We start from the raw sequence: 22,606 nt of genomic DNA on the forward strand, positions 1-22,606 counted from the left end.
AGTCTAGAAGATATAGCCGCGCAGGCGGCTTTCAATGATGCGTGGATTATCACCATTGGCGATACCGACCAGTCCGTCGACGATCATTTCGCGCTGTGTGATCATGCGATTGATGTGCGCCTTCAACTTGCCGGCCATCGGTAGATAGACCAGGTTGGCCAGGCCGACGCCGTAGATCGTGGCCACGAAAGCCACGGCGATGCCGGCGCCAAGCTTGGACGGATCGGACAGGTTCTCCATCACGTGAATCAGACCCATCACCGCGCCGAGGATGCCGATCGTCGGCGAGTAACCGCCAGCCGCCTCCCAGATTCTGGCCGAGAGTTTCATTTCCTGGTCGAAGGTGTTTATTTCGACCTCCAGAACCTCACGCAGGCGCTCCGGTTCGGCGCCGTCGACAAGCAGCTGCAATCCCTTGCGGGTGAACTCGTCCGACAGCTCATTGACCAGCGCATCGAGTGCCAGCAAGCCCTCACGCCGCGACACCTGGCTCCAGTTGGCAATTTGCTGGATAAGTTGCTGCGGATCCGAAACTGGCGGGCGAAAAACCCACTTCGCCATGCGGATGCCGCGCACGAAGGTCGCATACGGACTCTGCAACATGACCGCCCCCAGGGTGCCGCCAACGACGATCAGCAGCGCTGTCGGCTGCGACAAGGAGCCAACGTGGCCACCTTCGAGGATTTGCCCGCCGACGATCGCCAGCACGCCGATCAGCAGGCCGAGAACACTGGTCCTATCCATTCTTGTCGATTTTCTTTCGCTTCTTGTCCACGGCGCCAGCCAGGCGCGTACGCAATCGCATCACGGCCTGACTGTGCAGCTGACAAACGCGTGATTCGCTGACGCCCATCACTTCCCCGATTTCACGCAGATTGAGATCCTGCTCATAGTAGAGCGCCATCATCAGCTTTTCCCGCTCGGGCAGATCGGCAATCGCCTTGACCAGCGCCTGACGGGTACTCTCGTCCTCGAAGAGCTGCGCCGGATCGCTATTCTCCTCAACCTGATGACGCTCCAGAAAATCCTCACCCTCTTCGCTGATCAGGTCTTCGAGATAAACCAACTGGTGCCCGCGAGCGCTCTGCAGCATCTTCTGATAGTCGGCCAGCGTCATGTCGAGAGCGTCGGCGAGCTCTTTTTCGGTCGGCGCGCGCCCCGTTTGCTGTTGCAGCTGCGTGATGGTCGCCTCGATGAGGCGACAGCTGCGTCGCAAACTGCGTGGCAACCAATCGTTCTCGCGCAGGCTGTCGAGCATCGCGCCACGAACCCGCTGCACCGCGTAGGCTTCGAACTGTGCTCCCACACCGACCTCGAAACGGCCAATCGCGTCGAGCAGGCCGAGCATCCCGTTCTGCACCAGGTCGTCGAGCAGAACGCTGGCCGGCAGACGCGCCATCAGATGGCAAGCGATGCGCTTGACCATTGGCGCGAAGCGCTCGACCAGCTGCTCCCTGTTGATCTGACCAACGGCGTTATACATGCAGCTACCGTGAAAGTCGCGTCCGCGACTCACGAATCGCCGTTCTCCGTCGTGCGCGAAAAGGAGCGGAGCGTGAGATGAGTGAGATGAGTGAGATGAGGAATTCGAGGAACAGGTTTCCTGCCCGTCGGGCGATTCCGGCGGGCAAGCCGGAGTGCACACTGCAAGTGAGGGAAGTGGTCATGACATTCATCATCAAGGGGAGCTACAAGGCATGACCGTTTGGCAGAGAGCGATCAGGCGTAGATAGCTGTGGGGTCGATACGTTGGCTCAAGTGTAGCAGTTGTTGCACGAAATGTTCCAGGCCGCGGGCATCGGCGTCACCGCCGGGCCAGTTGAGCAGTTCGCTGGCCACATTTTGATAGGCCATTGCTGACGGCGCCTCCGGAAACAGCGCGGCGACCGGTTGGCAGAGCCGGGACGCCTGCCGCAGGGACTCGTCGAGCGGTACGTAACCGGCATAATCAAGACGGGCGAGCTGGCGACTGTGCGCCACCGCGGCAATGTTGTCATGGACCGCCTGCGCATCGCTCGCGTTGCGCGCCTTGTTCACCAGAATGCGAAAGTGCTTGCGCGCATAGCCCAGGCTGACTTTCTTGATCAGCGCGTAGGCGTCGGTAATCGACGCCCCGTTCGGCGAGACGACAATGACCGTATCGTGCGCCGCCAGGCCGAGTGGCGAAAAGCCGAGCGGATGATCAAGCGAGGTATCGACGAGAACGATGTCGGCCGGTCGGTCAATCTGACCAAAACTATCGAGCAGGATGCGCTGCTCGGCAGCACTCAGAGTCGCGAGCCGTTGGACCACCTTCGCCGCCGGCAGAACGCGGACCCCTGGCGCCACCGAAAGAATCACCTCGGACAATGGCTTCTCGCAACGCACCACCTGCTGCAGATCGTGGCGCACGAGGACGCCGTAGTAGGCGGCAACACTGTCGTCGCTGTTCTCGTCGACGACCAGCACTTCCTTGCCCTGACGGGCCAGGCAAGCCGCCAGGTTGGCCACCGAAACGCTCTTGCCAACACCGACGCTGCCGGCGGCGAAACTGACGATACGCAGCCGCGGGCGGCCGAAGAGACGCCTCAGCCCAGCCGCCTGATCGCCGCGCAGATTAAGCACGCTGACCTCCTCCGGCAGAAACGACCTTGGTCGTGTGGGCCGCGTTGGCTGCGGCGCTGGCCATCATCAGGCCTGGCTCGAGGCCAGCAAGACGATGCGGCGAGCTGTCCGGCAAATCCTTGAAAGCACGGTGCACCAGATAAGGGCGATTGGGCAGGTGCAGGTCTTCCGGCACGCGCTGCCCGTTCGAGACGTAGTACAGGCGCAGGCGATGACGGATGATGACATCGAGCGACGACGCCAGACTCGCGGCTTCGTCGACCTTGGTCAGAATGCAACCGGCGAGGTTCTGCAGTCCGTTATACGCCTTGATCACGTCGTCGAGCGTATCGCCACGACTGGTCGCCGACAACAGCAGCAGCGACTTGACGTCGTTATCAGCGAACATCGCCACCTGCTCACTGACCAGCCGATCGCGCTGACTCATGCCCATGGTGTCGATCAGCACCATATGCGTGTGCTGCAGATCCTGCAGCGTCGCACGCAGGTCGGCGGTGTCCCTGGCCAGATGAACCGAAACGCCGAGAATCCGCCCATAAATGCGCAGCTGTTCGTGCGCGCCGATCCGATAACCGTCGGTAGTTACCAGCGCCAGCTTCCTGGCGCCGTGCCGCAGCACGCAGCGGGCGGCGAGTTTGGCGGTGGTGGTGGTCTTGCCGACACCGGTCGGCCCGACCAGTGCGTAGACCCCACCACGGTCGACGATATCGCTCTCGCTGTCGGTGGTCAGCAGGCCTCGATCGGCCCCTCCCTTGACCCAGGCCAGCGACTGTGCGGCATCGAGATCGCGCGGCAGATCGGCAAGCAAGTCGCGGGCGAACTGTGGCGAAAAGCCGGCGTCGAGCAACTGGCGAAGAATCTCGGTCTTCACCGGCTCGGCGCGCGCCGATTCGCCCCAGGCAAAACCGGCCAGGTGCTGCTCGACAATTTTTCGCAAGGAGCGAATCTCGTCGATCACGGCCGCCGGAACGACTTCTGCTTTCACCGGCAGGGCATTCGGCGGCGCTGCTCGTGGCAGATCGACCTGCGGCCTGGCGCGCACCGACAACGGCGGCGACGGCCGCGGCGGCTGCTGTCCAAGGCGTGCCCGCTGCGGGGCACTGGTAGCTGACGCGGCCGACGCCGGCGCCTGTCGCGAGGCCGCGGGGCGCTCGCCGAGCGGCTCGAGCGAAGGACCTGGGGCAAGCTCCTTGCGACGTGGCCCCGGCTCGCGCTCGGCGGTCGGAACGATCATCTCCATGTCGCGGGCGGCAACCGCCATGATCTCGACACCTCCGGGAATCCCACGATTGGAGAGAATGATCGCGTCGGGCCCCAGCGTCTCCTTGACCTTGCGCAATGCGTCACGCGCGGTCGCGGCGATGAATTTCCTGACGTTCATACCTTGCCTCCAATAATCGAGGTAACTTTGATGGTTCTGTTTTCAGGCACTTCGCCGTGCGCCAGCACTTTCAAATGCGGGATGCTCCGACGCAGAAAGCGGGACAGCAGCGTGCGGAGATTTCCGGGAACCAGCAGCACGGTCGGCAAGCCGACCTCTTCCTGCCGCTGCGCCGCCGCGACCGCCTCACGTAGCAGGGTATCAGCCAGACCTGGTTCGATACTGGCACCATCGCCGCCACCGCCAAGCGCCTGGAGAAGAATCCGCTCAAGCTGCGGATCCAGCGACATCACCTGCATTTCAGCCCCTCCCGGGAACAGCTCCTGAGCAATCGAACGACCCAGGGCAATGCGCAGGTGTGCGGTCAGCACCTCCGCGTCCTGCGAGCGCGGCGCCGCTTCGGCCAGGGTTTCGATGATCGTGCGCATGTCGCGCAACGACACCCCCTCTTCGAGGAGGTTGCGCAAGACTTTCTGGAAAACGCCAAGGGTCAGCAGCTTGGGCACCACGTCCTCGACCAGCTTGGGCATCTCCTTGGCCAGGTGATCGAGCAGAGCCTGCGTCTCCTGGCGCCCGAGAAGCTCGGCGGCGTGCGACAGAATCAGCTGATTGAGGTGCGTCGCAGTCACCGTGCTGGCATCGACGACGGTGTATCCATAGGCCTGCGCCTGCTCCCGCAAAGCCATCTCGATCCACACCGCCGGCAGGCCGTAGGCAGGATCCTTGGTCACCGTTCCCGGTACCTCGCCGGCGACGCGACCGGGGTTGATGGCCAGCAAATTCCCGGGGAAAGCTTCGCCGTCGCCGATTTCGACGCCCTTGAGCAAGATCTTGTAGGCATTCGGTTTCAGTTCCAGGTTGTCGCGAATGTGCACCGGGGAAACCAGGAAGCCCACTTCCTGGGCAAATTTCTTGCGAATACCGCGGATGCGGCGCAGCAACTCACCGTCCTGCGCCTTGTCGACCAGCGGAATCAGGCGGTAGCCGACCTCCAGCCCGAGGATGTCGAGCGCCGTGACGTCGGCCCAACTCGCCTCCTGAGTTTCCCGGGCAGCAACTGGTGCGGCGGCAACCGGTAGCGGTGCGGCGACCCGCTCGCCTTTCTCGATCCGCCAGGCGATGGCCCCCAAAACACCGGCCAGGAGCAGAAAAACGAAGTTCGGCATGCCCGGAATCAGGCCCAGCAGACCAATGATCCCGGCGCTCAGAAAGATCAGCCGGGGATTCTTGAAAAGCTGCGCGATGAACTGCTGCGAGACGTCCTGGTCGTCGCCGACGCGGGTCACCACCATGCCGGCGGCGATCGATATGATCAACGCCGGGATCTGCGCCACCAGGCCATCGCCAATGGTCAACAAGGTGTAGGTCTTGGCCGCCGCCGCGATGTCCATGTCGTGCTGCAGGACGCCGACGAAGAGCCCGCCGACGACGTTGATCAACATGATCAGAATGCCGGCGACCGCATCGCCACGGACGAACTTCGAGGCCCCGTCCATGGAACCGAAGAAATCCGCTTCTTCAGCAATCGTTGCGCGGCGCTTGCGCGCCTCGTCCTCACCGATCAGGCCGGCATTGAGATCGGCGTCGATGGCCATCTGCTTGCCGGGCATGGCATCCAGAGTGAAGCGCGCCGCCACTTCCGCGACCCGACCGGCACCCTTGGTGATGACCACGAAGTTGATGATCACCAGAATCGTAAACACCACCAAGCCGACAGCATAGTTGCCACCAACCAGGAAATGCCCGAAGGCTTCGATGACCTGCCCCGCGGCGCCCGGCCCGGTGTGCCCTTCAAGCAGCACGATGCGCGTCGAGGCAACGTTTAGTGACAGGCGCAGGAGGGTGGTAACCAGCAGCACGGTCGGGAAGACGGAGAAATCCAGCGGCTTCATCACGCTCATCGCAACCAGCATGACGATCACCGAAATGGCAATATTGAAAGTAAAAAAGAGATCCAGCACAAACGGTGGCAGAGGCAATACCATCATCGCCAGGATCGCCAGGATCAGCAGCGGACCGGCGAGCTGCCGCTGCCCGAAACGAGCGAAGAGATCCTGCAGCACGATGGCGCCGGCGTTAGCCATGCGCGGCCTCCGGGACGAGTTCGGCCGGAACAGCGATTTCTCGCGGCGGCAGCGGATAGATGCCGCCCACCGCGCGCCAGCTGCTCAGCTGGTAGACATAGGCCAGCACCTCGGCGACCGCCGCGTAAAGGGCGGCAGGTATCTCCTGGTCGAGTTCGCCGTGGCGATAAAGCGCGCGCGCCAGGGGCGCAGCCTCGACAGTCGGAACAGCATTCTCCGCGCCGATCTGGCGAATCTTGAGCGCCACCTCACCCATCCCCTTGGCCAGCAGTTTCGGCGCTCCCATGCCGGTCTTGTAAGCCAGCGCCACCGCGTAATGACTGGGGTTGGTGACGATCACATCGGCCGCCGGCACCGCCGACATCATGCGCTTGCGGGCAGCCTCGCGCTGCAGCTGACGAATGCGGCTCTTGACTTCGGGATTGCCTTCCAGCTCCTTGCCTTCCTTCTTGACTTCCGCACGCGTCATCTTGAGTTTGTCGTGGTATTGCCAGATCTGAAACGGCACGTCGACGGCAACGATCAAGAGCATGGCCGAAACGATGACCAGAAAATTGAAGCTGAGCAAATGGCCCGCGCTGGCCAGAGCAAGCTCGATCGATTGCGCAAACATCGCCAGCAGATCGCCACTCTCGTTCCACAGCACCAGAACGGCGACACCCCCAACCAGCGACGACTTGACCACGGCCTTGACCAGTTCCACCAGGCCGTTCCACGAGATCACGCGCCCCAGACCCTTGAGCAGATTGAGACGGCTCAAGTCAGGCTGCAGTGCTTTCGGCGAAAAGTTCCAGCTACCCAGGAAAAACGGCGACAGTAGCGCGGCAACGATCAGCGCCGCGAACAGCGGTGCGAAAGAAAGCAAGGCGTCGAGCGAAATATCTGCCAGGCGAACCAGCATCAGTGTCGGCTCAGTGGCCAGGTCGTGATCGAGCACCAGACCGCGGCGAAAAAACCCGGACACCCGCTGAACCATCCACGGCCCCATCAGCCAGAACGCCGCCGCGCCAACCATCAGAACGAGGAAGGTGCCAATCTCCCGCGAGCGCGGAACCTGCCCCTCCTCGCGCGCCTGCTCCAAGCGCCTTGACGATGCTGCTTCGGTTTTTTTCGAGGTCGCTTTCCTCAGCCATTTCGAGCTCCCAGTGGTCTCGAGGCTATTATAGGAAAAAACTATATTAAATATGGATGTAAGAGGCTTTATTTAGGCCAATTCTCGAATAGTGGCGCGTCAGCAACACTTGTTGCTGACGCACAAAAAAAATGGGGGCCGTAGCCCCCAAAAAGAAAACACCTGCTGATGCACATGTTTACGCGAAGAATTCGAGCGCTCTGGTCGGTGCGCTGCGCGCCTCGCGGTCGTTGTTGGCCGACAAATCGCTGAGTAATTCCTTCATCTCGAGGATCAGCACGATCTGCCCATTCGACAGCGTCGTCACGCCCGCCACCCCGCGCGGACGAAAGTCGTCAAGTGCCTTTATCACCGCATCGTCACGACCGGCAAAATTGTCGACCGCGAGAATGAAGCTGCGCTCGGCGGTCTGCATCAGGACGCCATACTCGGGGCGCTGCAGCTGCGGCCAGCCGAGCAGGCGCGATAGCGCGATCACCGGCAGGATCTCACCGCGCACGACGACCGTCTCCTTGCCACCCACTTCCTGCATTCGCTCGTGGTCGATCGGCAGAATCTCCCGGACCATGGACAGCGGCAGGGCGAAGGGCTGCTCACCCAGAAGCACCAGGAGCACCGGCAGGATGGCCAGCGTCAAGGGCAGCGAAATACTGAACACCGATCCCTTGCCAGGCTCGGAGCGAATCTCGATCGAGCCGTTGAGCTTCTGGATATTGGTCTTGACCACATCCATTCCGACGCCGCGGCCCGATACCGCCGAGGCCTGCGCCATGGTCGAAAAACCGGGCAGGAAGATCAGGTTCAGGCTCTGCCGATCATCGAGCGTATTGGCTTCTTCTTCACTGATGATGTGTTTTTCAATCGCCTTGGCGCGAATTTTCTCCGGGCTCATGCCACGTCCGTCGTCGGCAATGATCAGCACGATGTGATCCCCCTCCTGACGAGCTTCGAGGCGAACGACGCTCTTCACCGGCTTGCCGGCCGCCTGCCGCTGCGCGGCCGTCTCGACGCCGTGATCGACGGCGTTACGAATCAGGTGGACCAAAGGATCGGCCAGATCCTCGATCATCGTCTTGTCGACTTCGGTCTCTTCTCCCAGCAGTTCCAGCTCGATGTCCTTGCCCAACTGCCGCGCCAGATCGCGGGCAATGCGTGGGTATTTCTGGAACAGGCGGCCAATCGGCTGCATGCGCGTCTTCATCACCGAGTTTTGCAGGTCGGAGACCAGCAGGTCGAGCTGGCTGACCGCCTGATCGAGGGCCTGCAGCGTTTCGGAATCGGTTCTACCGGCGAGAATGTCGGCACGCAGGCTGGTCAGCCGGTTCTTGGTGAGGCCGATCTCTCCCGACAGGTTGAGCACCTGGTCGAGGCGTGCCGTATCGACACGAATGGTGGTTTCGCGAACGGCCGCCTTTTCTTCGCCACGCCGGCCGGCAGGCGCCGCACTGGCGACGGCGCCAGGCTTATCGGTGCTGCGCCGGCCTTCCGGCGGGAAATGTGGCTGCATCCGGGCTGCGTCCACTGCCGTCCTGGTCCGCGGTCGCGGCGCGCTGATGGCCGCCGCGGCAGGCGACGGCGAAACAGCGGCCGACCGTGGCGTCGCGGCCGACGCCATCGCCTGCCGGCCGACCAGAGCCTGGTGCAGTAGCTGCCAGTCGGGGCCGGCGGCAGCACCCTCGGCCGGAGTTGGCGCCGTCGGCGCCTTGCCGGCCATGAGCGCAGGCACGGGGGTGTCGACCGGCGCGGCGACCGGCCCTGCCAGTGCGGCGCGCAAGTGAGCGCTTACTGCGGCGGGCGCCGGGTCAGGTTGCGTCCCCTGCGCGATCTCGCCAAACATGTTGCGAACCCCCTGCGTCGCCGCCATGATGGTGTCCATCAACTCGGGCGTCAGCGTCTCCTCGCCATTTCTGAGTTTGTCGAAAAGGTTTTCGGTCAAGTGGCAAAGCTTCACCAGTTCGCCGGCGTTGAGAAAGCCGGCGCCACCCTTGATGGTGTGAAAGCCACGAAAGATGTCGTTGAGCAAACGACTGTCGTCAGGACGTCTCTCGAGATCGACGAGCTTGTTGTCCACATCCGACAGCAGGTCACCGGCTTCCTGCAGGAAATCCTGCAGCAGGTCTTCCATCCCGGCAAAATCACTCATTTTGCATCTCCTAGAAGCCCAGGCTGCCGAGCAGGTCGTCGACTTGCTGCTGCGTGGCGACGACATCACTGCGCCCTTCGGCGTTGATCACCGGCCCGTTGAGCAGACTCATCACCGATTCGGTGCGCCGCTCGCCAGGCATGGTCTCGATCAGCACGCCCATCAGTTGCGCCTCCAGTTCCTGCGCCACGGCAATGGTCTTCTTGATCACCTGCCCGGTCAGGTCCTGAAAATCCTGCGCCATCATGATCTCGAGCAATTGTGCCTTGGTCGCGCCGGTGTGCTGCGGCAAACCCTGCTTCAGGAAGGCACGCGTGTCGTCGGCCAGTTTCTTGAACTCTTCGACCCCCATCTGGTTGGCATACAGCGCATCCCATTTCGCGGCCAGGGCTGCGGAACTCGCTTCGAGCTGGTCCTGCAGCGGATTGGCGATGTCGGTGGCGTTCAAAACCCGGCAGGCGGCCTTCTCGGTCAAGCTGGCGACATAGTTGAGGCGGTCCCGGGTATCGGGAATGGCGGCAGCGGCCGTGCCGAGAAGCTCGTGATAGCCGAGTTCGCCGAGTGTGTCGTGCAACTGCCGGGCCATTTGACCCACGCGTTGAAACACTTTCTCGTTGCCACTTTCCTGTTCGCCACCTTCGCCGCTCTCCTTAATGTGAAAGTCGCGAATGCGACTCACGAACCTCCCTTCTCCGCCTGCGGGAGAAGGGCCGGGGGAAGAGGAGGGACGGTCATGACTTTCATCATCCGGGGTATCTCGACTGACATGATCGTTAGCCGAGCTCGCAACGGCCGGCGCTTGCGCAGCGAGCACGGCATCGAACAAGGCCTGCAAATCGTCGCTATCGTCCTCCTCGGCTTCCTCGGCTTCGACTTCGCGCAATTGCTGCTGTAGCGACGGTGTGGCTGCTGCGGCCGGCGCGGCGGCGGTGCCGGTCGCGGTGACGGCTGCGGCAATGCTGTCAAACAGGGCTTCGAGCTCTGTCGAATCACCCGCGCTATCGAAGTCGGTCATCTCAGCCACCCATCTTGTCAAAAATTTTCTGCAGCTTCTCGGCGAGGGTTGCGGCGGTGAAAGGCTTGACGATGTAGCCATTGGCCCCCGCCTGCGCCGCGGCGATAATGTTCTCCTTCTTGGCTTCAGCGGTGATCATCATCACCGGCAGATGTTTGAGCGTCGGCGCGCCGCGAATCGCCTTGAGGAGTTGCAGGCCGTCCATGTTCGGCATGTTCCAGTCGGTGACGACGAATTCGACACCGCCGGCATGCAGCTTCTGCAGTGCGATGGCGCCATCCTCGGCCTCGTCGACGTTGGAGAAGCCCAGCTCCTTGAGAAGATTTCTGACGATGCGGCGCATCGTCGAGAAATCGTCCACCACCAGAATTCTCATTTTTGGATCGGCCATTCTCTACTCCTGGTTCTTTCCTGATTCTTCTTTCAAAGGTCATGACCTGTCGAGGCGCCGCAGATCATGAAAGTCATGACCGTTTCCCTCTTTCCCGGCCCTTCTCCCGCGAGGGGAGAAAGGAGATTCGCGAGCCGCTTGCGCGACTTCCATCTTAACGTTCGAGCAAGGGGCGCAAGGTGTCGGCAAGAACCTCCGCGTCGAACTTGGCAACGTAGGCGTCGACGCCCACCGCCTTGCCCATCGCGTGATTGGCCTCGGACGACAGCGACGAGTGCATCACCACCGGAATACCTGCAAAGCGTGCATCACCCTTGATGTTCTTGGTGAGGACATAACCGTCCATCTCCGGCATTTCGGCATCAACCAGGATCAGGCGTATTTCGTCGCGCACGCTGGCCCCGCTCTGGCTGGCCTGCGCGGCGATGGCCTGCAAACGGCCCCACGCTTCCGCACCGTTGGTGGCGTGTTTGTGCTTGACGCCCAGCCTGTCGAGCACCTCGACAATCTTGCGCCGGGCGACGATCGAATCGTCGGCGAAGAACATCCCCACATCATCGGCAACGTTGGCGCGCTGGATATCGACGATCAGCGCCTCGCCAAAGGCATTGGCCAGGATCTGCTCGACGTCGAGAATAGACACCAACTTACCATCGTCGAGTTCGGTGATCGCCGTGATCAAGCCCTGATTGCTCGACAAGACGCTTTCTGGCGCCTTCACTCTTTCCCAGTCGACACGGATGATGCGGTCGACTTCGTGCACCAGGAAGCCCAGGGTCCGCTTCGAATACTCGGCGACCATCATCGTCTTGCCGTGCTCCCGCGGTTGTTCCTTGTGTTCGAGAAAGGAAATCAGAGACAACACCGGAATGACGTTGCCGCGCAGCGAAATCAGGCCTTCGACGCCGCGCGGCATGTTCGGAGTCTTGGTAATGTGCGGCGTTCGCCCGACTTCGCGCACTTTGAAGACATTGATCCCGAACGTCTCGCGCGTTCCCAGGGAGAACAGGAGAATCTCCATCTTGTTGGAGCCCGCCACGCTCGTCCGCGCGTCTATGCCCTCGAGCAGGCCTTTTCGTTCTGCCAAATCCATCATTGATGATCGCTCCAGAGGTCGCGGGATGGGCTCACAACGACGCGCTCAACTGCGCCGCCGGAAGATCACCCAACAGCCTGCGCGTCAGCGTCTCCGACAAGCGCTGCGGTTCGAATTTGGGCACGTACTCGTCGACGCCAACCGACTTCCCGAGTTGCTGGTTCGACATCCCGGAGAGCGACGAATGCATGATCACCGGCACGCCCACGAAGCGCGGGTCCGACTTGATCTTCTTGGTGAGAATGTAGCCATCCATCTCCGGCATCTCGATGTCGGTCAATACCAGACTGATCAGCTCGCTCACTTTCTGACCAGCCGTCTGCGCCGACATGGCCGCTTTCTCCAGCTCGTTCCAGGCTTCTCGACCATTGATCGCAGCGACGTATCTGACACCCATCGCTTCCAGCGTACGTTCGATCTGCTTGCGCGCCACGGCCGAGTCGTCGGCAAAGAAAACCGTCAGCTCGGGATTGTCGAGCGGCTTGATATTGCGATAGACAATCTCGTCATCGTAGCGGGTGGTTTCCGAGAGAATTTTCTCGACGTCCATCAACATCACCAGGCGACCGTCCGGCAACTCGGTGACCGCCGTCACCAGCCCGCCCAGCTCGGCCAGCAGCATCGCCGGCGGCACCCGCATCTGACTCCAGTCAAGACGCAGAATGGTGTCCACCGCCGCGACGAGAAAACCCTGCGTATGGCCGGCATACTCGGTAACGATCATGATCGAGCGCGGCGCTTGCGTATCCACCCGCGCGTAGCGTGCCAGATCGACCACCGGCACCAGTGCCCCGCGCAGACTGACCATGCCCTCGACCGCTGCCGGCATTTCCGGTGCCGCCGTGATCGGCGGCGTACGCATCACCTCGCGAACCTTGAAGACATTGATGCCGAATGTCTCCTGGCGCCCGGTCCGCGCGTCGGTTCCCAGCGAGAACAAGAGAATCTCCAGCTTGTTGGTGCCCGCCAGCTTGGTGCGCGCATCAATGTTCTTCAGTAGATCCGACATGGTTCATTTCCTTCGCATGGCGACAAGCATCTTAAATCAATTGACGCCGTAGCGTCATGCGCGGGCGGCCGCCCGCAGAAGCCGCCAGCCGGCTCAAACTTCGGTCTTGTAACCAATCCGAAAACCGCCCCAATGGCGGCCCTTGACGTAGATCGGCGCCGAGATGTCATGCATCACCTCACCGGTGTCACGACGATAGGTTTGCAGCAGGAAGGCTTGCTCGTGCGCCCCGCAGCGCTTGCCCACCGGGTCATCGAACAGGCGCTTGCTGCGGCTGTTCACGAAATCGATCTTCTCGTTGCCGGTCAGCGGCTGCGCGAATTTCCGGTTGTGCGTCGGCACATAGGCGTTGCGATCAATACTGATCGCGTACACCGCCGCCTTGCATTGCTCGAGCAGGCTCTCCTGCAGGGGCGACAGGTTCTGATCGGTAAAGTCGTCGAAACGCGTCTTGTACTTCTGTGGCCGCGTATTGGCGATCGGCTGGTAGCGGTCGTCAAACAGATCGTCGACCTTGATCCTGCCCGCATCGACCGCCTTGTCGAAGAGCTGCGCAATGCTCAGCGCCGCCTGCCTGACCAGCGCCGGCATGCGGGCGTGCGTGCTCAGCGCCTGCTCGCCGGCCGGACCAAGCTTGAAGACGTTGCTGATTTCGCGGAGATTCTCGGCCAGGCATTCGACATGACCGACGGCCACCAGCGTCTCCGCAGCGACCGCGTTGTTGGTGTCGGCCATGTCCTGGATGCGCCGTACGTGATCGGCAATGCTCTGCCCGGTGTGGCTCTGCCGGGCCACGGCAGCGGCGATCGACTCGACTTTTTCCATCGTTGCCCGCGCGCCGCTGTTGATGCGCTCCAGCGATTGCGCTGCCTGCTGCGCCAGTTGCGCGCCGTTGCGAGCCTGCCCGCTGCCGGCTTCGATGCTGGCGATCGCGCTCTGCGTTTCACCTTGTATGGCCGAAATCATCTGGCTGATTTCGCCGGTGGCTTGTGAGGTCCGTTCGGCGAGCTTGCGTACCTCGTCGGCGACGACCGCGAAACCGCGCCCCTGGTCGCCAGCGCGAGCCGCCTCGATGGCCGCATTGAGCGCCAGCAGATTGGTCTGGTCGGCGATTTCGCGAATCGTCTGAACAATGCCGCTGATCGCCTTCGAGCGCTCGCCGAGAGCGCAAACCACCCGCGCCGACTCGGTGACCGACGCGGCGATCTGCTCCATTTCCGCCGAAGCGCTATGGACGATTCTCATGCCCTCGGTAGACAGCGCGCTCGAGGTTTCCGAAATGTCGGCCGTTTCGCTCGCGCTCTTACTGACCTGGTTCATGTTCTCGGTCAGTTCGCCCATCGCACCCGCCGTGGCCAGAGCCGCGTCACGCTGCTGGTTGGAGCCCGAGGCGACACGATTGGCGTCACCCATCAGTTGTTTGGACGCACTGACCACTTCCACCGAGTTGAACAACACCTTGCCGACGATCGTCGCAAAGCTGCCGATCAGGCGGTTGAAATCGTCCGCCACGGCGGCTATTTCGTCTTTCCCCTGAACCACGGCGCGGCGAGTCAGGTCGCCATCCGCGTACATGCCGGCGATCACCGCACTCAAGGCGTTCAGACGGCTGACCAGGCTTTTCTCAAGGACCACGCCGAGCAGCAGCGCGACCAGCGCCAGAAAGCCGAGAGCCATCAGCCAGGCCTTGAGGTCGCCCCCGAGAACGCTGTTCGCCAGCCACACGGCCAGCGCCGCCGCAGCCACCTGAAGCAGCATTACGGCGCGGATCTTCCAAGCAACTCCAGCCATTCCTTGCTCCTCCTGGTTTTTGGCGATTTTCTAGTTATATGGAGACAGCTACGGCATGAACTAAGCCTTCTTTAGGCTCCTTCGCGAAAAACAGCCAAAGACATCGCCAATCAGCAGGATTCCTTCAGTGGGCAAGCGCTTCGTGGATAGCCAGCGGCGCCTTGCGGCCATGCACGCACACCTCGCCGAGCGGACGGCCGGGCCAGTCGCCAGGCGCCTGACGTGTGGCTTCACCGATGATCACGCCCGCCCGGGAATAGGCCGACAGCCCCTGCAGGTGCGACGCCGGCGCTGACCGGCATGTCGCACGCTCGCGCCGATCAGCGTGCGCGGTAGAGCAGCGTCGGATGAACGTCCTGCAGAAGCTTCTGCATTCCGCGCCGATTGCTCGCGTTGAGGATGATCGGCGAGCGCGTGTTGGCGGCGATCTTCCCGCCTTCCGCCTGGTTACGATAAACAATCAGCGCCACGCTCGCGTCATCGGCGTTTTCGAGACCGAGCAAGGCGCAGTCGGCGTCGGAGAGCTCGATCTGGTATTCAAGATCCAGGCTCTGCGGCGGCACGATCGGGAAACTCAAATCGGCATCGTCGAGCGATTGCAGCCAGAAGACCGTCGCCTTGCCTTCTTCGTGAAAAATCTTGAACTGTCGACAGTCGGGAAAACCGGCCAGCCCCTGGGCAAAAGTGAACACGGTGTCCGGGTCGACGGGCACATCTTTCAGCCCGAAGCGTTCGAGATCGATTTTCATGAGGTCCCCCTGAGCGGCCGCTGCGGCGAGCAGCCAAGAGCCAGCATTTAACCCCATTCGCCGGGCAGCGGCAATTCGTTCAGCGCCAGCCGCCGTCGCCTTAATGTGAAAGTCGCGTATGCGACTCACGAAGCTCCCTTCTCCTTGCGGGAGAAGGGTCAGGGGAAGAGGGGGAACGGTCATGACTTTCATGATCCGGGGTGTCTCGTTTGTCATGACCGTTAGCATCGCCCTCCTTGAGTTCTGGCGCTTGATTCTGCATAGTGCGCGTCTTTTCCGTCAGCCACGCTGCCAACAAATCAACGATGCCATCAACAACCACCGAACAACGTATTGCCGAAAAAATTGCCGAAGAAATCGGCTGCCGCCCAGCGCAGGTCCAGGCCACCGCCGCGCTGCTCGACGAAGGCGCAACCGTGCCCTTCATCGCCCGCTACCGCAAGGAAGTGACCGGAGGTCTCGACGACATCCAGTTGCGCCTGCTCGACGAGCGCCTGATCTATTTGCGCGAGCTGGAAGAGCGACGCAACGCCGTCCTCGCGTCGATCGACGAACAGGGCAAGCTGACTGCCGAATTGAGCGCGGAAATCAGGACTGCCGAAACCAAGCAGCGCCTCGAAGACCTCTATCTGCCCTACAAGCCGAAGCGGCGCAGCAAGGCGCAGATCGCCCGCGAAGCAGGCCTCGAAGCGCTCGCCGATGCCTTGTTTGCCGACCCTATGCTGTCCCCCGCAAGCGAAGCCGAGCGCTACCTCAACGCCGAAGCCGGCTTCGCCGACGTCAGGAGCGTCCTCGACGGCGCCCGCCAGATCCTCATGGAGCGCTTCTCCGAAGACGCCGCGCTACTTGGCAATCTACGCAGTCACCTTGAAGAGCACGGTGTATTGCGCGCCAGCGTGGTCGCCGGCAAGGAGAACGATGCCGCCAAATTCCGCGACTATTTCGCCTACTCGGAAGCGATCCTGGCCATCCCCTCGCACCGCGCGCTGGCGCTGTTGCGCGGCCGCAACGAGGGAATGCTGCAACTGGCGCTGGTCCTCGACAGCGAAGAGCAGGACCAGGCCAGCGGCAGCAACCCCTGCGAAGCACGCATTGCCGGACGCTTCGCCATCGTCGACCGTGGCCGCCCGGCAGACAAGTGGCTCGCCGACACCGTGCGCTGGACCTGGCGGATCAAGGTCTCCCTGCACCTCGAACTGGAACTGATGAACGCCCTGCGCGAGCGCGCCGAAGCCGAGGCGATCCGCGTTTTTGGCGCCAATTTGCACGACCTGCTACTCGCTGCGCCAGCCGGCAAGCACGCCACCATGGGCCTCGATCCCGGTCTGCGCACCGGCGTCAAGGTGGCCGTCGTGGACGCCACCGGCAAGCTCCTCGACACGACCACCATCTACCCGCACGAACCGCGCCGCGACTGGGACGGGGCGCTGCACCAACTGGCCTTGCTGGCTGGCAAACACCAGGTCGACCTGATCAGCATCGGCAACGGCACGGCATCGCGCGAAACCGACCGCCTGGCCGGCGAGCTGATCAGCCGCCATCCCGATCTGCGCCTGCGCAAGATCGTCGTCTCCGAAGCCGGCGCCTCGGTCTATTCGGCGTCCGAATACGCCTCGCGTGAATTCCCGGACGTCGACGTCAGCCTGCGCGGCGCGGTATCTATCGCCCGTCGCCTGCAGGATCCGCTGGCCGAACTGGTCAAGATCGACCCCAAGTCGATAGGCGTCGGCCAGTACCAGCACGACGTCAGCCAGACCCGCCTGGCGAAGGCGCTCAACGCCGTCGTCGAAGACTGCGTCAACGCCGTCGGCGTGGACGTCAACACCGCCTCGGTACCGCTACTGACGCGCGTCTCCGGACTGAGCGCGACCCTGGCCGCGAACATCGTTGCCCACCGCGACCGGCACGGCGCCTTCGCCAACCGGCAAGCGCTCAGAGAAGTGCCGCGCCTCGGCGAGAAAACATTCGAGCTCGCCGCCGGCTTCCTGCGCATCAACGACAGCGACAATCCACTCGACAGTTCGGCGGTACACCCGGAAGCCTATCCGCTCGTCGAGCGCATGCTCGCCGACATCAAAAAGGGAATCCGCGAGTGCATCGGCGACAGCCGCCTGCTCAAGGCGCTGGCTCCGGAGAAATACACCGACGAGAAATTCGGCCTGCCGACCGTCCGCGACATTCTCAAGGAACTCGAAAAACCCGGCCGCGACCCGCGCCCGGAGTTCAAGACCGCGGCTTTCAGGGAAGGCGTCGAGACGGTCAAGGACCTGCAGCCGGGGATGATCCTCGAAGGCGTGGTCACCAACGTCGCCAACTTCGGCGCCTTCGTGGACATCGGCGTCCATCAGGATGGCCTGGTGCATATCTCGGCGATCGCCAACCAGTTTGTCAAGGATCCGCGCAGCGTCGTCAAGGCCGGCGACGTGGTCAAGGTCAAGGTGCTCGAGGTCGACCTGCCGCGCCAGCGCATCGCGCTCAGCATGCGCCTTGCCGATGAGCTGCCGAGCACCGCGAAGGGGAGCACAGGCTCACCCGCGGCGCCGGCGCCAGTCTCCGCGAAGGCTCGGCAACGCCAGCAAAACCAGCCCCAAGCAAGCGGCGCGATGGCCAGCGCGTTTGCCCGACTGAAGCGCTGAACGCGCAACGACAAGCGGCGCCATCCACTCTCGCCAAACATGAACACCATGAAATCTCGGGCTCGCACTCCGAGATTTCATGGCCTCGACGATCGGATCACACCATGTTCCAGGCAATCATTTTCGACCTCGACGGCACGCTGATCGACTCACGCGCCGCCATCCTGGACGCTTTCGGCAAGGCTCTGGCGGAAAAAGGCATCGTGCCGCGGATCGCCCTCGCCGCCGTACGCATCGGCCCGCCGCTTGCCGAGACCTTGCGCGAGCTCAGCGGTAGCGACGACGAGGCCCTCCTCGAATCGCTCGCCGAGCACTTCAAGGCGCACTACGACAGCACTGGCTACCGTGCCAGCGAAGTCTTCGCCGACATCCCTGAGCTGCTCACAGCGCTGACGGCAAGCGGCACGCGCTGCTTCCTGGCCACCAACAAGCGCCTTGCACCGACGCGCCTGATTTTGCAGCACCTGCAGTGGGAGCCGTTCTTCGCCGAGGTGTACGCGCTCGATCGCGAAACGCCGCGCCTGCCCGACAAGAGCACCATGCTCGCCCGCCTCCTCGCCGAGCAGGCGCTGGACGCCCAGAACTGCATCTATGTCGGCGACACGCCGGAGGACGAAGCCGCGGCCCGCGCCAACGGCCTGCGTTTTGCGGCCGTGAGCTGGGGCTACGGCGAGTTCCCGAACGCAGGCAGGCTTTACTTCAGTACGCCGCAGGAACTCTGCGCTTTCCTGCGCTAACGGTCATGACTCGTGAAGACACCCCAAATCATGAAAGTCATGACCGTTTCCCCCTTCCCCACCCCTTCTCCCGCAAGGTGAGAAGGGAGCTTCGTGAGTCGCGCACGCGACTTTCACGGTGAGGAAGGGAAGCTACGAGGATCCACGCCTTCGCCCGCACCCGGAACGCTGCAGCGAGACACTATAATCGTCGGCACCACCCCACCACGGAGCACGCGACGCGCGCTGACACCATGACCAAACCCTCCGGACAGAGCAAGCCCAAAGGCCGCAAGACGACCTCCCGCGGCACCAGCGAACCGCGCCTCTCGCGCCAGCGCAAACCGGCGGACCTGCCGACCGACGCCTGGCAAAGGGGGCTGCGCCGCCAGTTCGGTCGCGAGCAGGCCTTCGCTTTCGAGAATCTGGGCGACGATCCCGTGTTTTCCGATTTCGCCGTCTTCAACCCCGAAAGCCGGCGCCGCTACCGGGTCGTCATCCGCGGCGCGCAGCCTGGCGACAACCGCTGCTCCTGCCCCGATTTCGCGACCAACGATCTCGGCACCTGCAAGCACATCGAATTCACCCTTGCCCGCCTCACCGCCAATGCAGCAGACAAGCACGCACTCGAACAAGGCTTTCGCGAATCGTTCAGCGAGCTGTTTCTCGACTACACCGGCCAGCGACGCGTCCGCCTGCGTCTCGGCAGCGACTTCCCCGCCGAGCTGCAGGCGCAGGCAAACACCCTCTTCGACACCAGCAGCGGCTGGCAACTGACGCCGCAGCGCTTTGCCGACCTCCCCGACTTCATCGACCAGGTACGCAACACGGGGCACGACCTGCGCTGCCAGGACGACGCCCTGGCCTACGTCGCCGAAGTCCGCGATGGCGAAGCGCGTCGCAAGGCACTCGCCCTGATCTATCCGCTCGGCGCCGACACCCCCGCGCTGCAGCAGCTGCTCAAGGTTGGCATGTATCCCTACCAGCGCGAAGGCGCGCTATTCGCCGCGCGCGCCGGGCGCGCCCTGATTGGCGACGAAATGGGCCTCGGCAAAACCGTACAGGCGATCGCGGCGATGGAAATTTTCGCTCGCCACTTCGCCGCCGAACGCGTACTGGTGGTCTGCCCTACTTCGCTCAAGCATCAGTGGGAACGCGAGATCGCGCGCTTCAGCGAACGTCAGGCGACGGTCATCGGCGGTCTGCGTGCGGTCCGCCAGGAGCGCTACGCGCAAGACGATTTCTGCAAGATCACCAACTACGAAACCCTGGGCCGCGACCTCGACCTGATCCAGGCCTGGGCACCGGACCTGGTGATCGTCGACGAAGCGCAGCGCATCAAAAAACTGGAACACCATCGCCGCGCGCGCGCTGAAGCGCGTCGACAGCCCCTACGCCCTGGTACTCACCGGCACGCCGCTGGAAAACCGCCTCGAAGAGCTGATCTCGATCGTCCAGTTCGTCGATCAGCATCGCCTCGGCCCGACCTGGCGCCTGCTCGACGAACACCAGGAGCGCGACGAGCGCGGCCGCGTCATCGGCTACCGCAAGCTGCAGCAGATTGGCGAGACCCTGGCACCGATCATGTTGCGGCGGCGCAAGGCGGCAGTGCTCGAACAACTGCCCGAGCGCGTGGACAACACCCTGTTCGTACCGATGACCCCGCAGCAGGCCGACCATCACGAGGAAAACCGTGCGCAGGTGGCGCGCATCGTGCACCGCTGGCGCCACACAGGCTTTCTCTCCGAGAAAGATCAGCTGCGCATGCGCTGCGCGCTGCAGAACATGCGCATGTCGTGTAACAGCACTTTCCTGATCGACCACGAAACAGACCATGGCTACAAGGCCGACGAGCTGGCCGCGTTGCTCGACGACATCCTCGACGACGCGCAAGCCAAGGTCGTCGTCTTCAGCCAGTGGCTGCGCACACACGAGTTGATCGTCCGCCGCCTCAGCGAGCGCGGTTGGCAACACGTGCTGTTCCACGGCGGCGTCCCCAGCGACAAGCGCGGCGCGCTGATCGACCGCTTCAACAACGACCCCGACTGCCGCGTCTTTCTCAGTACCGACGCCGGCGGCGTCGGCCTCAACCTGCAACACGCCGCGGCGGTGATCGTGAACATGGATCTGCCGTGGAATCCGGCGGTGCTCGAACAACGCATCGGCCGCGTGCATCGCCTCGGCCAGACGCGCGGCGTGCAGGTCATCAACTTCGTCGCCCGCGGCACGATCGAGGAAGGCATGCTCTCGGTACTGGCCTTCAAGCAGTCACTGTTTGCCGGCGTGCTCGACGGCGGCGAAAGCGAAGTCGTCCTGCAAGGGACGCGGCTGTCGAAATTCATGGAAGCGGTCGAAAAAGCCACCAGCGCCGTCGAAGGCCAGGCCGCCAGCGAAGACGCCGGCCTGGACACGCCGCCGCTGGACGCTACCGGCGAGGCGGCAGACGCCGATGCCGACGAGCGCGCGACCGAGGCGATGAGCGCCGCCGCGACACAGCCAGACACCGGGGTGGGTGATGAGGAACCCGGCACCTCGCCCGACACCACTGCGCAAGCAGCTCCAGCCACCGGCGAAACGGCAGCACCGGACGGCGCCGATCCCTGGGCACCGCTGCTGGCAGCCGGCGCCCAGTTGCTCGGCGAACTGGCCGCAGCGTCGCAAGGCGAGCGTCAATCAACCCTGGTGCACACCGACCCGGCGACCGGCCAGCGCTATCTCAGACTGCCGGTACCGGACCCGCAGACCGTGAACAGCCTCGCCGAAGGACTGCTGGCGCTGTTTGCCAAGCCCAAATAGGAGCACCGGCCGCTGTCCGTTCGCTTTGCTCACCCCCTGTCGAAGAACTACAATCGGCGCCATGGTTCACCTTCACGACGCGGGCTACAAATACCTGTTCTCGCACGCCGACCTTGTGCGCGAGCTGCTCGAGGTGTTTGCCCCTCCCGGCCTAAGCGAACTGCTGGACTACGGCACGCTGCGTCCGGAAACCGGCAGCTTCATCACGCCGGCGATGAAAAAAGCGCGAGGACGACGTGGTCTGGTCGATCGAACTAAAAGGCCAACGCATCTACCTCTACCTGCTGCTCGAATTTCAGGCCTCGATCGACAAGGGCATGCCGGTGCGGATGATGCAGTACGTGGCGGCGCTCTACGACCATCTGGTGCGCAGCAAGACCGTCGATCCGGCAGACGGCCTGCCGCCGGTCCTGCCGATCGTGATCTACAACGGCGACGCGCGCTGGAAGCACAGCCCCGAGATCTTCGACCTGATCCAGCCGCACCCGGCGGTGCTGACTGAATTTCAGCCAAAACTGAAATTCTGGTTGCTCGATGAGGGGCGCTTCAGTGCCGAGTACCTCGAAGGCTTGCAACGAGTAATGGCGGCGATATTCCGGATGGAGCACACTCACGACACGGAAGATGCGAAACGGGCAATCCGCTATCTTGGCCAGGCCGTCGCCCAATCGCCATTCAAGCAGACCATAGACCGCGCGGTGATGCAGTGGATGCAGTACCGTCTCAGTCGGAAAATGCCCGGGCTGCCACTGCCGGAACTCGATGACATGCTGAAAGGAACCGAAATGCTGGAAACGAATATTGATCAATGGAAAGCCAAGGCGGTAGCCGAAGGCCTGCAGATTGGCAAACTCGAAGGCGAGGCTCGCGCTCTGCAACGCCTCCTTTCCCAGCGCTTTGGCACGATCCCGATGGCCATTGGCGAGAGAATAGCAGCGGCCGACCTCGCACAGGTCGAAGCCTGGTTCGATGCAGCCCTTACCGCGCCGGATATGGCCTCCGTGTTCGCCCCAACAGCGAACTGATTAGCCTCGGGCACGTGGCGTCCGCATGCGGACTCAGC

Annotated in this window: 16 protein-coding genes and 4 pseudogenes; 7 read left to right on the forward strand and 13 right to left on the reverse strand. The window is 62.9% G+C overall.

Going from position 1 to position 22,606, the window contains the following annotated elements:
• Positions 1-3: 3 nt before the first annotated feature.
• The 13 genes from E4Q23_RS12650 to fliW form a co-directional block, all read right to left on the reverse strand.
• Positions 4-744 (reverse strand): flagellar motor protein, encoded by a 741-nt coding sequence (locus tag E4Q23_RS12650; RefSeq protein WP_169066964.1) that lies wholly within the window; start codon positions 742-744, stop codon positions 4-6.
• Complete coding sequence (locus tag E4Q23_RS12655; RefSeq protein ID WP_169066998.1) at positions 737-1,483, reverse strand: RNA polymerase sigma factor FliA; 747 nt, start codon at positions 1,481-1,483, stop codon at positions 737-739. The genes E4Q23_RS12650 and E4Q23_RS12655 overlap by 8 nt, the downstream gene beginning before the upstream one ends.
• 236 nt (positions 1,484-1,719) lie before the next feature.
• Positions 1,720-2,604, reverse strand: coding sequence for an AAA family ATPase (locus E4Q23_RS12660; RefSeq protein WP_169066965.1), 885 nt, complete (start codon positions 2,602-2,604; stop codon positions 1,720-1,722).
• Positions 2,597-3,985 (reverse strand): flagellar biosynthesis protein FlhF, encoded by a 1,389-nt coding sequence (gene flhF / locus E4Q23_RS12665; protein ID WP_169066966.1) that lies wholly within the window; start codon positions 3,983-3,985, stop codon positions 2,597-2,599. The genes E4Q23_RS12660 and flhF overlap by 8 nt, the downstream gene beginning before the upstream one ends.
• Positions 3,982-6,069, reverse strand: coding sequence for a flagellar biosynthesis protein FlhA (gene flhA / locus E4Q23_RS12670; RefSeq protein WP_169066967.1), 2,088 nt, complete (start codon positions 6,067-6,069; stop codon positions 3,982-3,984). Before flhA ends, flhF begins: the two co-directional genes overlap by 4 nt.
• Positions 6,062-7,150, reverse strand: coding sequence for a flagellar biosynthesis protein FlhB (flhB, locus tag E4Q23_RS12675; RefSeq protein WP_336511680.1), 1,089 nt, complete (start codon positions 7,148-7,150; stop codon positions 6,062-6,064). Before flhB ends, flhA begins: the two co-directional genes overlap by 8 nt.
• A 229-nt stretch (positions 7,151-7,379) precedes the next feature.
• Positions 7,380-9,344, reverse strand: coding sequence for a chemotaxis protein CheA (locus tag E4Q23_RS12680; RefSeq protein WP_211203742.1), 1,965 nt, complete (start codon positions 9,342-9,344; stop codon positions 7,380-7,382).
• Positions 9,345-9,354: 10 nt separating this feature from the next.
• Complete coding sequence (gene cheZ / locus E4Q23_RS12685; protein ID WP_211203743.1) at positions 9,355-10,359, reverse strand: protein phosphatase CheZ; 1,005 nt, start codon at positions 10,357-10,359, stop codon at positions 9,355-9,357.
• A 1-nt stretch (position 10,360) separates the two neighbouring features.
• Positions 10,361-10,750, reverse strand: a complete 390-nt coding sequence (gene cheY / locus E4Q23_RS12690) for a chemotaxis response regulator CheY (RefSeq protein ID WP_169066968.1) — start codon at positions 10,748-10,750, stop codon at positions 10,361-10,363.
• A gap of 154 nt (positions 10,751-10,904) precedes the next feature.
• Positions 10,905-11,843, reverse strand: coding sequence for a chemotaxis protein (locus E4Q23_RS12695; protein ID WP_169067001.1), 939 nt, complete (start codon positions 11,841-11,843; stop codon positions 10,905-10,907).
• A 34-nt stretch (positions 11,844-11,877) separates the two neighbouring features.
• Positions 11,878-12,855 carry a chemotaxis protein gene (locus tag E4Q23_RS12700; protein WP_169066969.1) on the reverse strand — a complete coding sequence of 326 codons (978 nt, stop codon included), beginning with the start codon at positions 12,853-12,855 and terminating at the stop codon, positions 11,878-11,880.
• A 93-nt stretch (positions 12,856-12,948) separates the two neighbouring features.
• Positions 12,949-14,646, reverse strand: a complete 1,698-nt coding sequence (locus tag E4Q23_RS12705; protein ID WP_169066970.1) for a methyl-accepting chemotaxis protein — start codon at positions 14,644-14,646, stop codon at positions 12,949-12,951.
• A 320-nt stretch (positions 14,647-14,966) separates the two neighbouring features.
• Positions 14,967-15,395 carry a flagellar assembly protein FliW gene (fliW, locus tag E4Q23_RS12710; RefSeq protein ID WP_169066971.1) on the reverse strand — a complete coding sequence of 143 codons (429 nt, stop codon included), beginning with the start codon at positions 15,393-15,395 and terminating at the stop codon, positions 14,967-14,969.
• Positions 15,396-15,700: 305 nt separating this feature from the next.
• Between fliW and E4Q23_RS12715 the strand changes: the two genes are divergently transcribed.
• The 7 genes and pseudogenes from E4Q23_RS12715 to E4Q23_RS12730 all read left to right on the forward strand — a co-directional run.
• Positions 15,701-18,031, forward strand: a complete 2,331-nt coding sequence (locus tag E4Q23_RS12715; RefSeq protein ID WP_169066972.1) for a Tex family protein — start codon at positions 15,701-15,703, stop codon at positions 18,029-18,031.
• A 104-nt stretch (positions 18,032-18,135) separates the two neighbouring features.
• Positions 18,136-18,768, forward strand: coding sequence for an HAD family hydrolase (locus E4Q23_RS12720; protein ID WP_169066973.1), 633 nt, complete (start codon positions 18,136-18,138; stop codon positions 18,766-18,768).
• A 1,019-nt stretch (positions 18,769-19,787) separates the two neighbouring features.
• Positions 19,788-20,051: pseudogene (locus E4Q23_RS24850) on the forward strand (SNF2-related protein); the annotation flags it as partial.
• A 94-nt stretch (positions 20,052-20,145) separates the two neighbouring features.
• A pseudogene (locus E4Q23_RS24855) lies at positions 20,146-20,388 on the forward strand (SNF2-related protein); the annotation flags it as partial.
• A 150-nt stretch (positions 20,389-20,538) separates the two neighbouring features.
• Positions 20,539-21,543: a C-terminal helicase domain-containing protein gene (locus E4Q23_RS24860; protein WP_336511681.1), complete on the forward strand. Its 1,005-nt coding sequence runs from the start codon at positions 20,539-20,541 to the stop codon at positions 21,541-21,543.
• 61 nt (positions 21,544-21,604) lie between these two features.
• Positions 21,605-21,751, forward strand: a pseudogene (locus E4Q23_RS25230) (Rpn family recombination-promoting nuclease/putative transposase); the annotation flags it as partial.
• A 25-nt stretch (positions 21,752-21,776) separates the two neighbouring features.
• Positions 21,777-22,568, forward strand: a pseudogene (locus E4Q23_RS12730) (Rpn family recombination-promoting nuclease/putative transposase); the annotation flags it as partial.
• Positions 22,569-22,606 lie beyond the last annotated feature (38 nt).

Source organism: Candidatus Accumulibacter phosphatis, from assembly GCF_012939955.1.
In the GTDB taxonomy this organism is placed as follows: domain Bacteria; phylum Pseudomonadota; class Gammaproteobacteria; order Burkholderiales; family Rhodocyclaceae; genus Accumulibacter; species Accumulibacter delftensis.

What these genes read in the sequence shown, in the direction of transcription:
- E4Q23_RS12650 (WP_169066964.1), bottom strand. Translation starts at nt 744, where the DNA reads ATGGATAGGACCAGTGTTCTCGGCCTGCTGATCGGCGTGCTGGCGATC.
- E4Q23_RS12655 (WP_169066998.1), bottom strand. Translation starts at nt 1,483, where the DNA reads ATGTATAACGCCGTTGGTCAGATCAACAGGGAGCAGCTGGTCGAGCGC.
- flhF (WP_169066966.1), bottom strand. Translation starts at nt 3,985, where the DNA reads ATGAACGTCAGGAAATTCATCGCCGCGACCGCGCGTGACGCATTGCGC.
- flhA (WP_169066967.1), bottom strand. Translation starts at nt 6,069, where the DNA reads ATGGCTAACGCCGGCGCCATCGTGCTGCAGGATCTCTTCGCTCGTTTC.
- E4Q23_RS12680 (WP_211203742.1), bottom strand. Translation starts at nt 9,344, where the DNA reads ATGAGTGATTTTGCCGGGATGGAAGACCTGCTGCAGGATTTCCTGCAG.
- cheZ (WP_211203743.1), bottom strand. Translation starts at nt 10,359, where the DNA reads ATGACCGACTTCGATAGCGCGGGTGATTCGACAGAGCTCGAAGCCCTG.
- cheY (WP_169066968.1), bottom strand. Translation starts at nt 10,750, where the DNA reads ATGGCCGATCCAAAAATGAGAATTCTGGTGGTGGACGATTTCTCGACG.
- E4Q23_RS12695 (WP_169067001.1), bottom strand. Translation starts at nt 11,843, where the DNA reads ATGGATTTGGCAGAACGAAAAGGCCTGCTCGAGGGCATAGACGCGCGG.
- E4Q23_RS12700 (WP_169066969.1), bottom strand. Translation starts at nt 12,855, where the DNA reads ATGTCGGATCTACTGAAGAACATTGATGCGCGCACCAAGCTGGCGGGC.
- E4Q23_RS12705 (WP_169066970.1), bottom strand. Translation starts at nt 14,646, where the DNA reads ATGGCTGGAGTTGCTTGGAAGATCCGCGCCGTAATGCTGCTTCAGGTG.
- fliW (WP_169066971.1), bottom strand. Translation starts at nt 15,395, where the DNA reads ATGAAAATCGATCTCGAACGCTTCGGGCTGAAAGATGTGCCCGTCGAC.
- E4Q23_RS12715 (WP_169066972.1), top strand. Translation starts at nt 15,701, where the DNA reads ATGCCATCAACAACCACCGAACAACGTATTGCCGAAAAAATTGCCGAA.
- E4Q23_RS12720 (WP_169066973.1), top strand. Translation starts at nt 18,136, where the DNA reads ATGTTCCAGGCAATCATTTTCGACCTCGACGGCACGCTGATCGACTCA.
- E4Q23_RS24860 (WP_336511681.1), top strand. Translation starts at nt 20,539, where the DNA reads ATGTCGTGTAACAGCACTTTCCTGATCGACCACGAAACAGACCATGGC.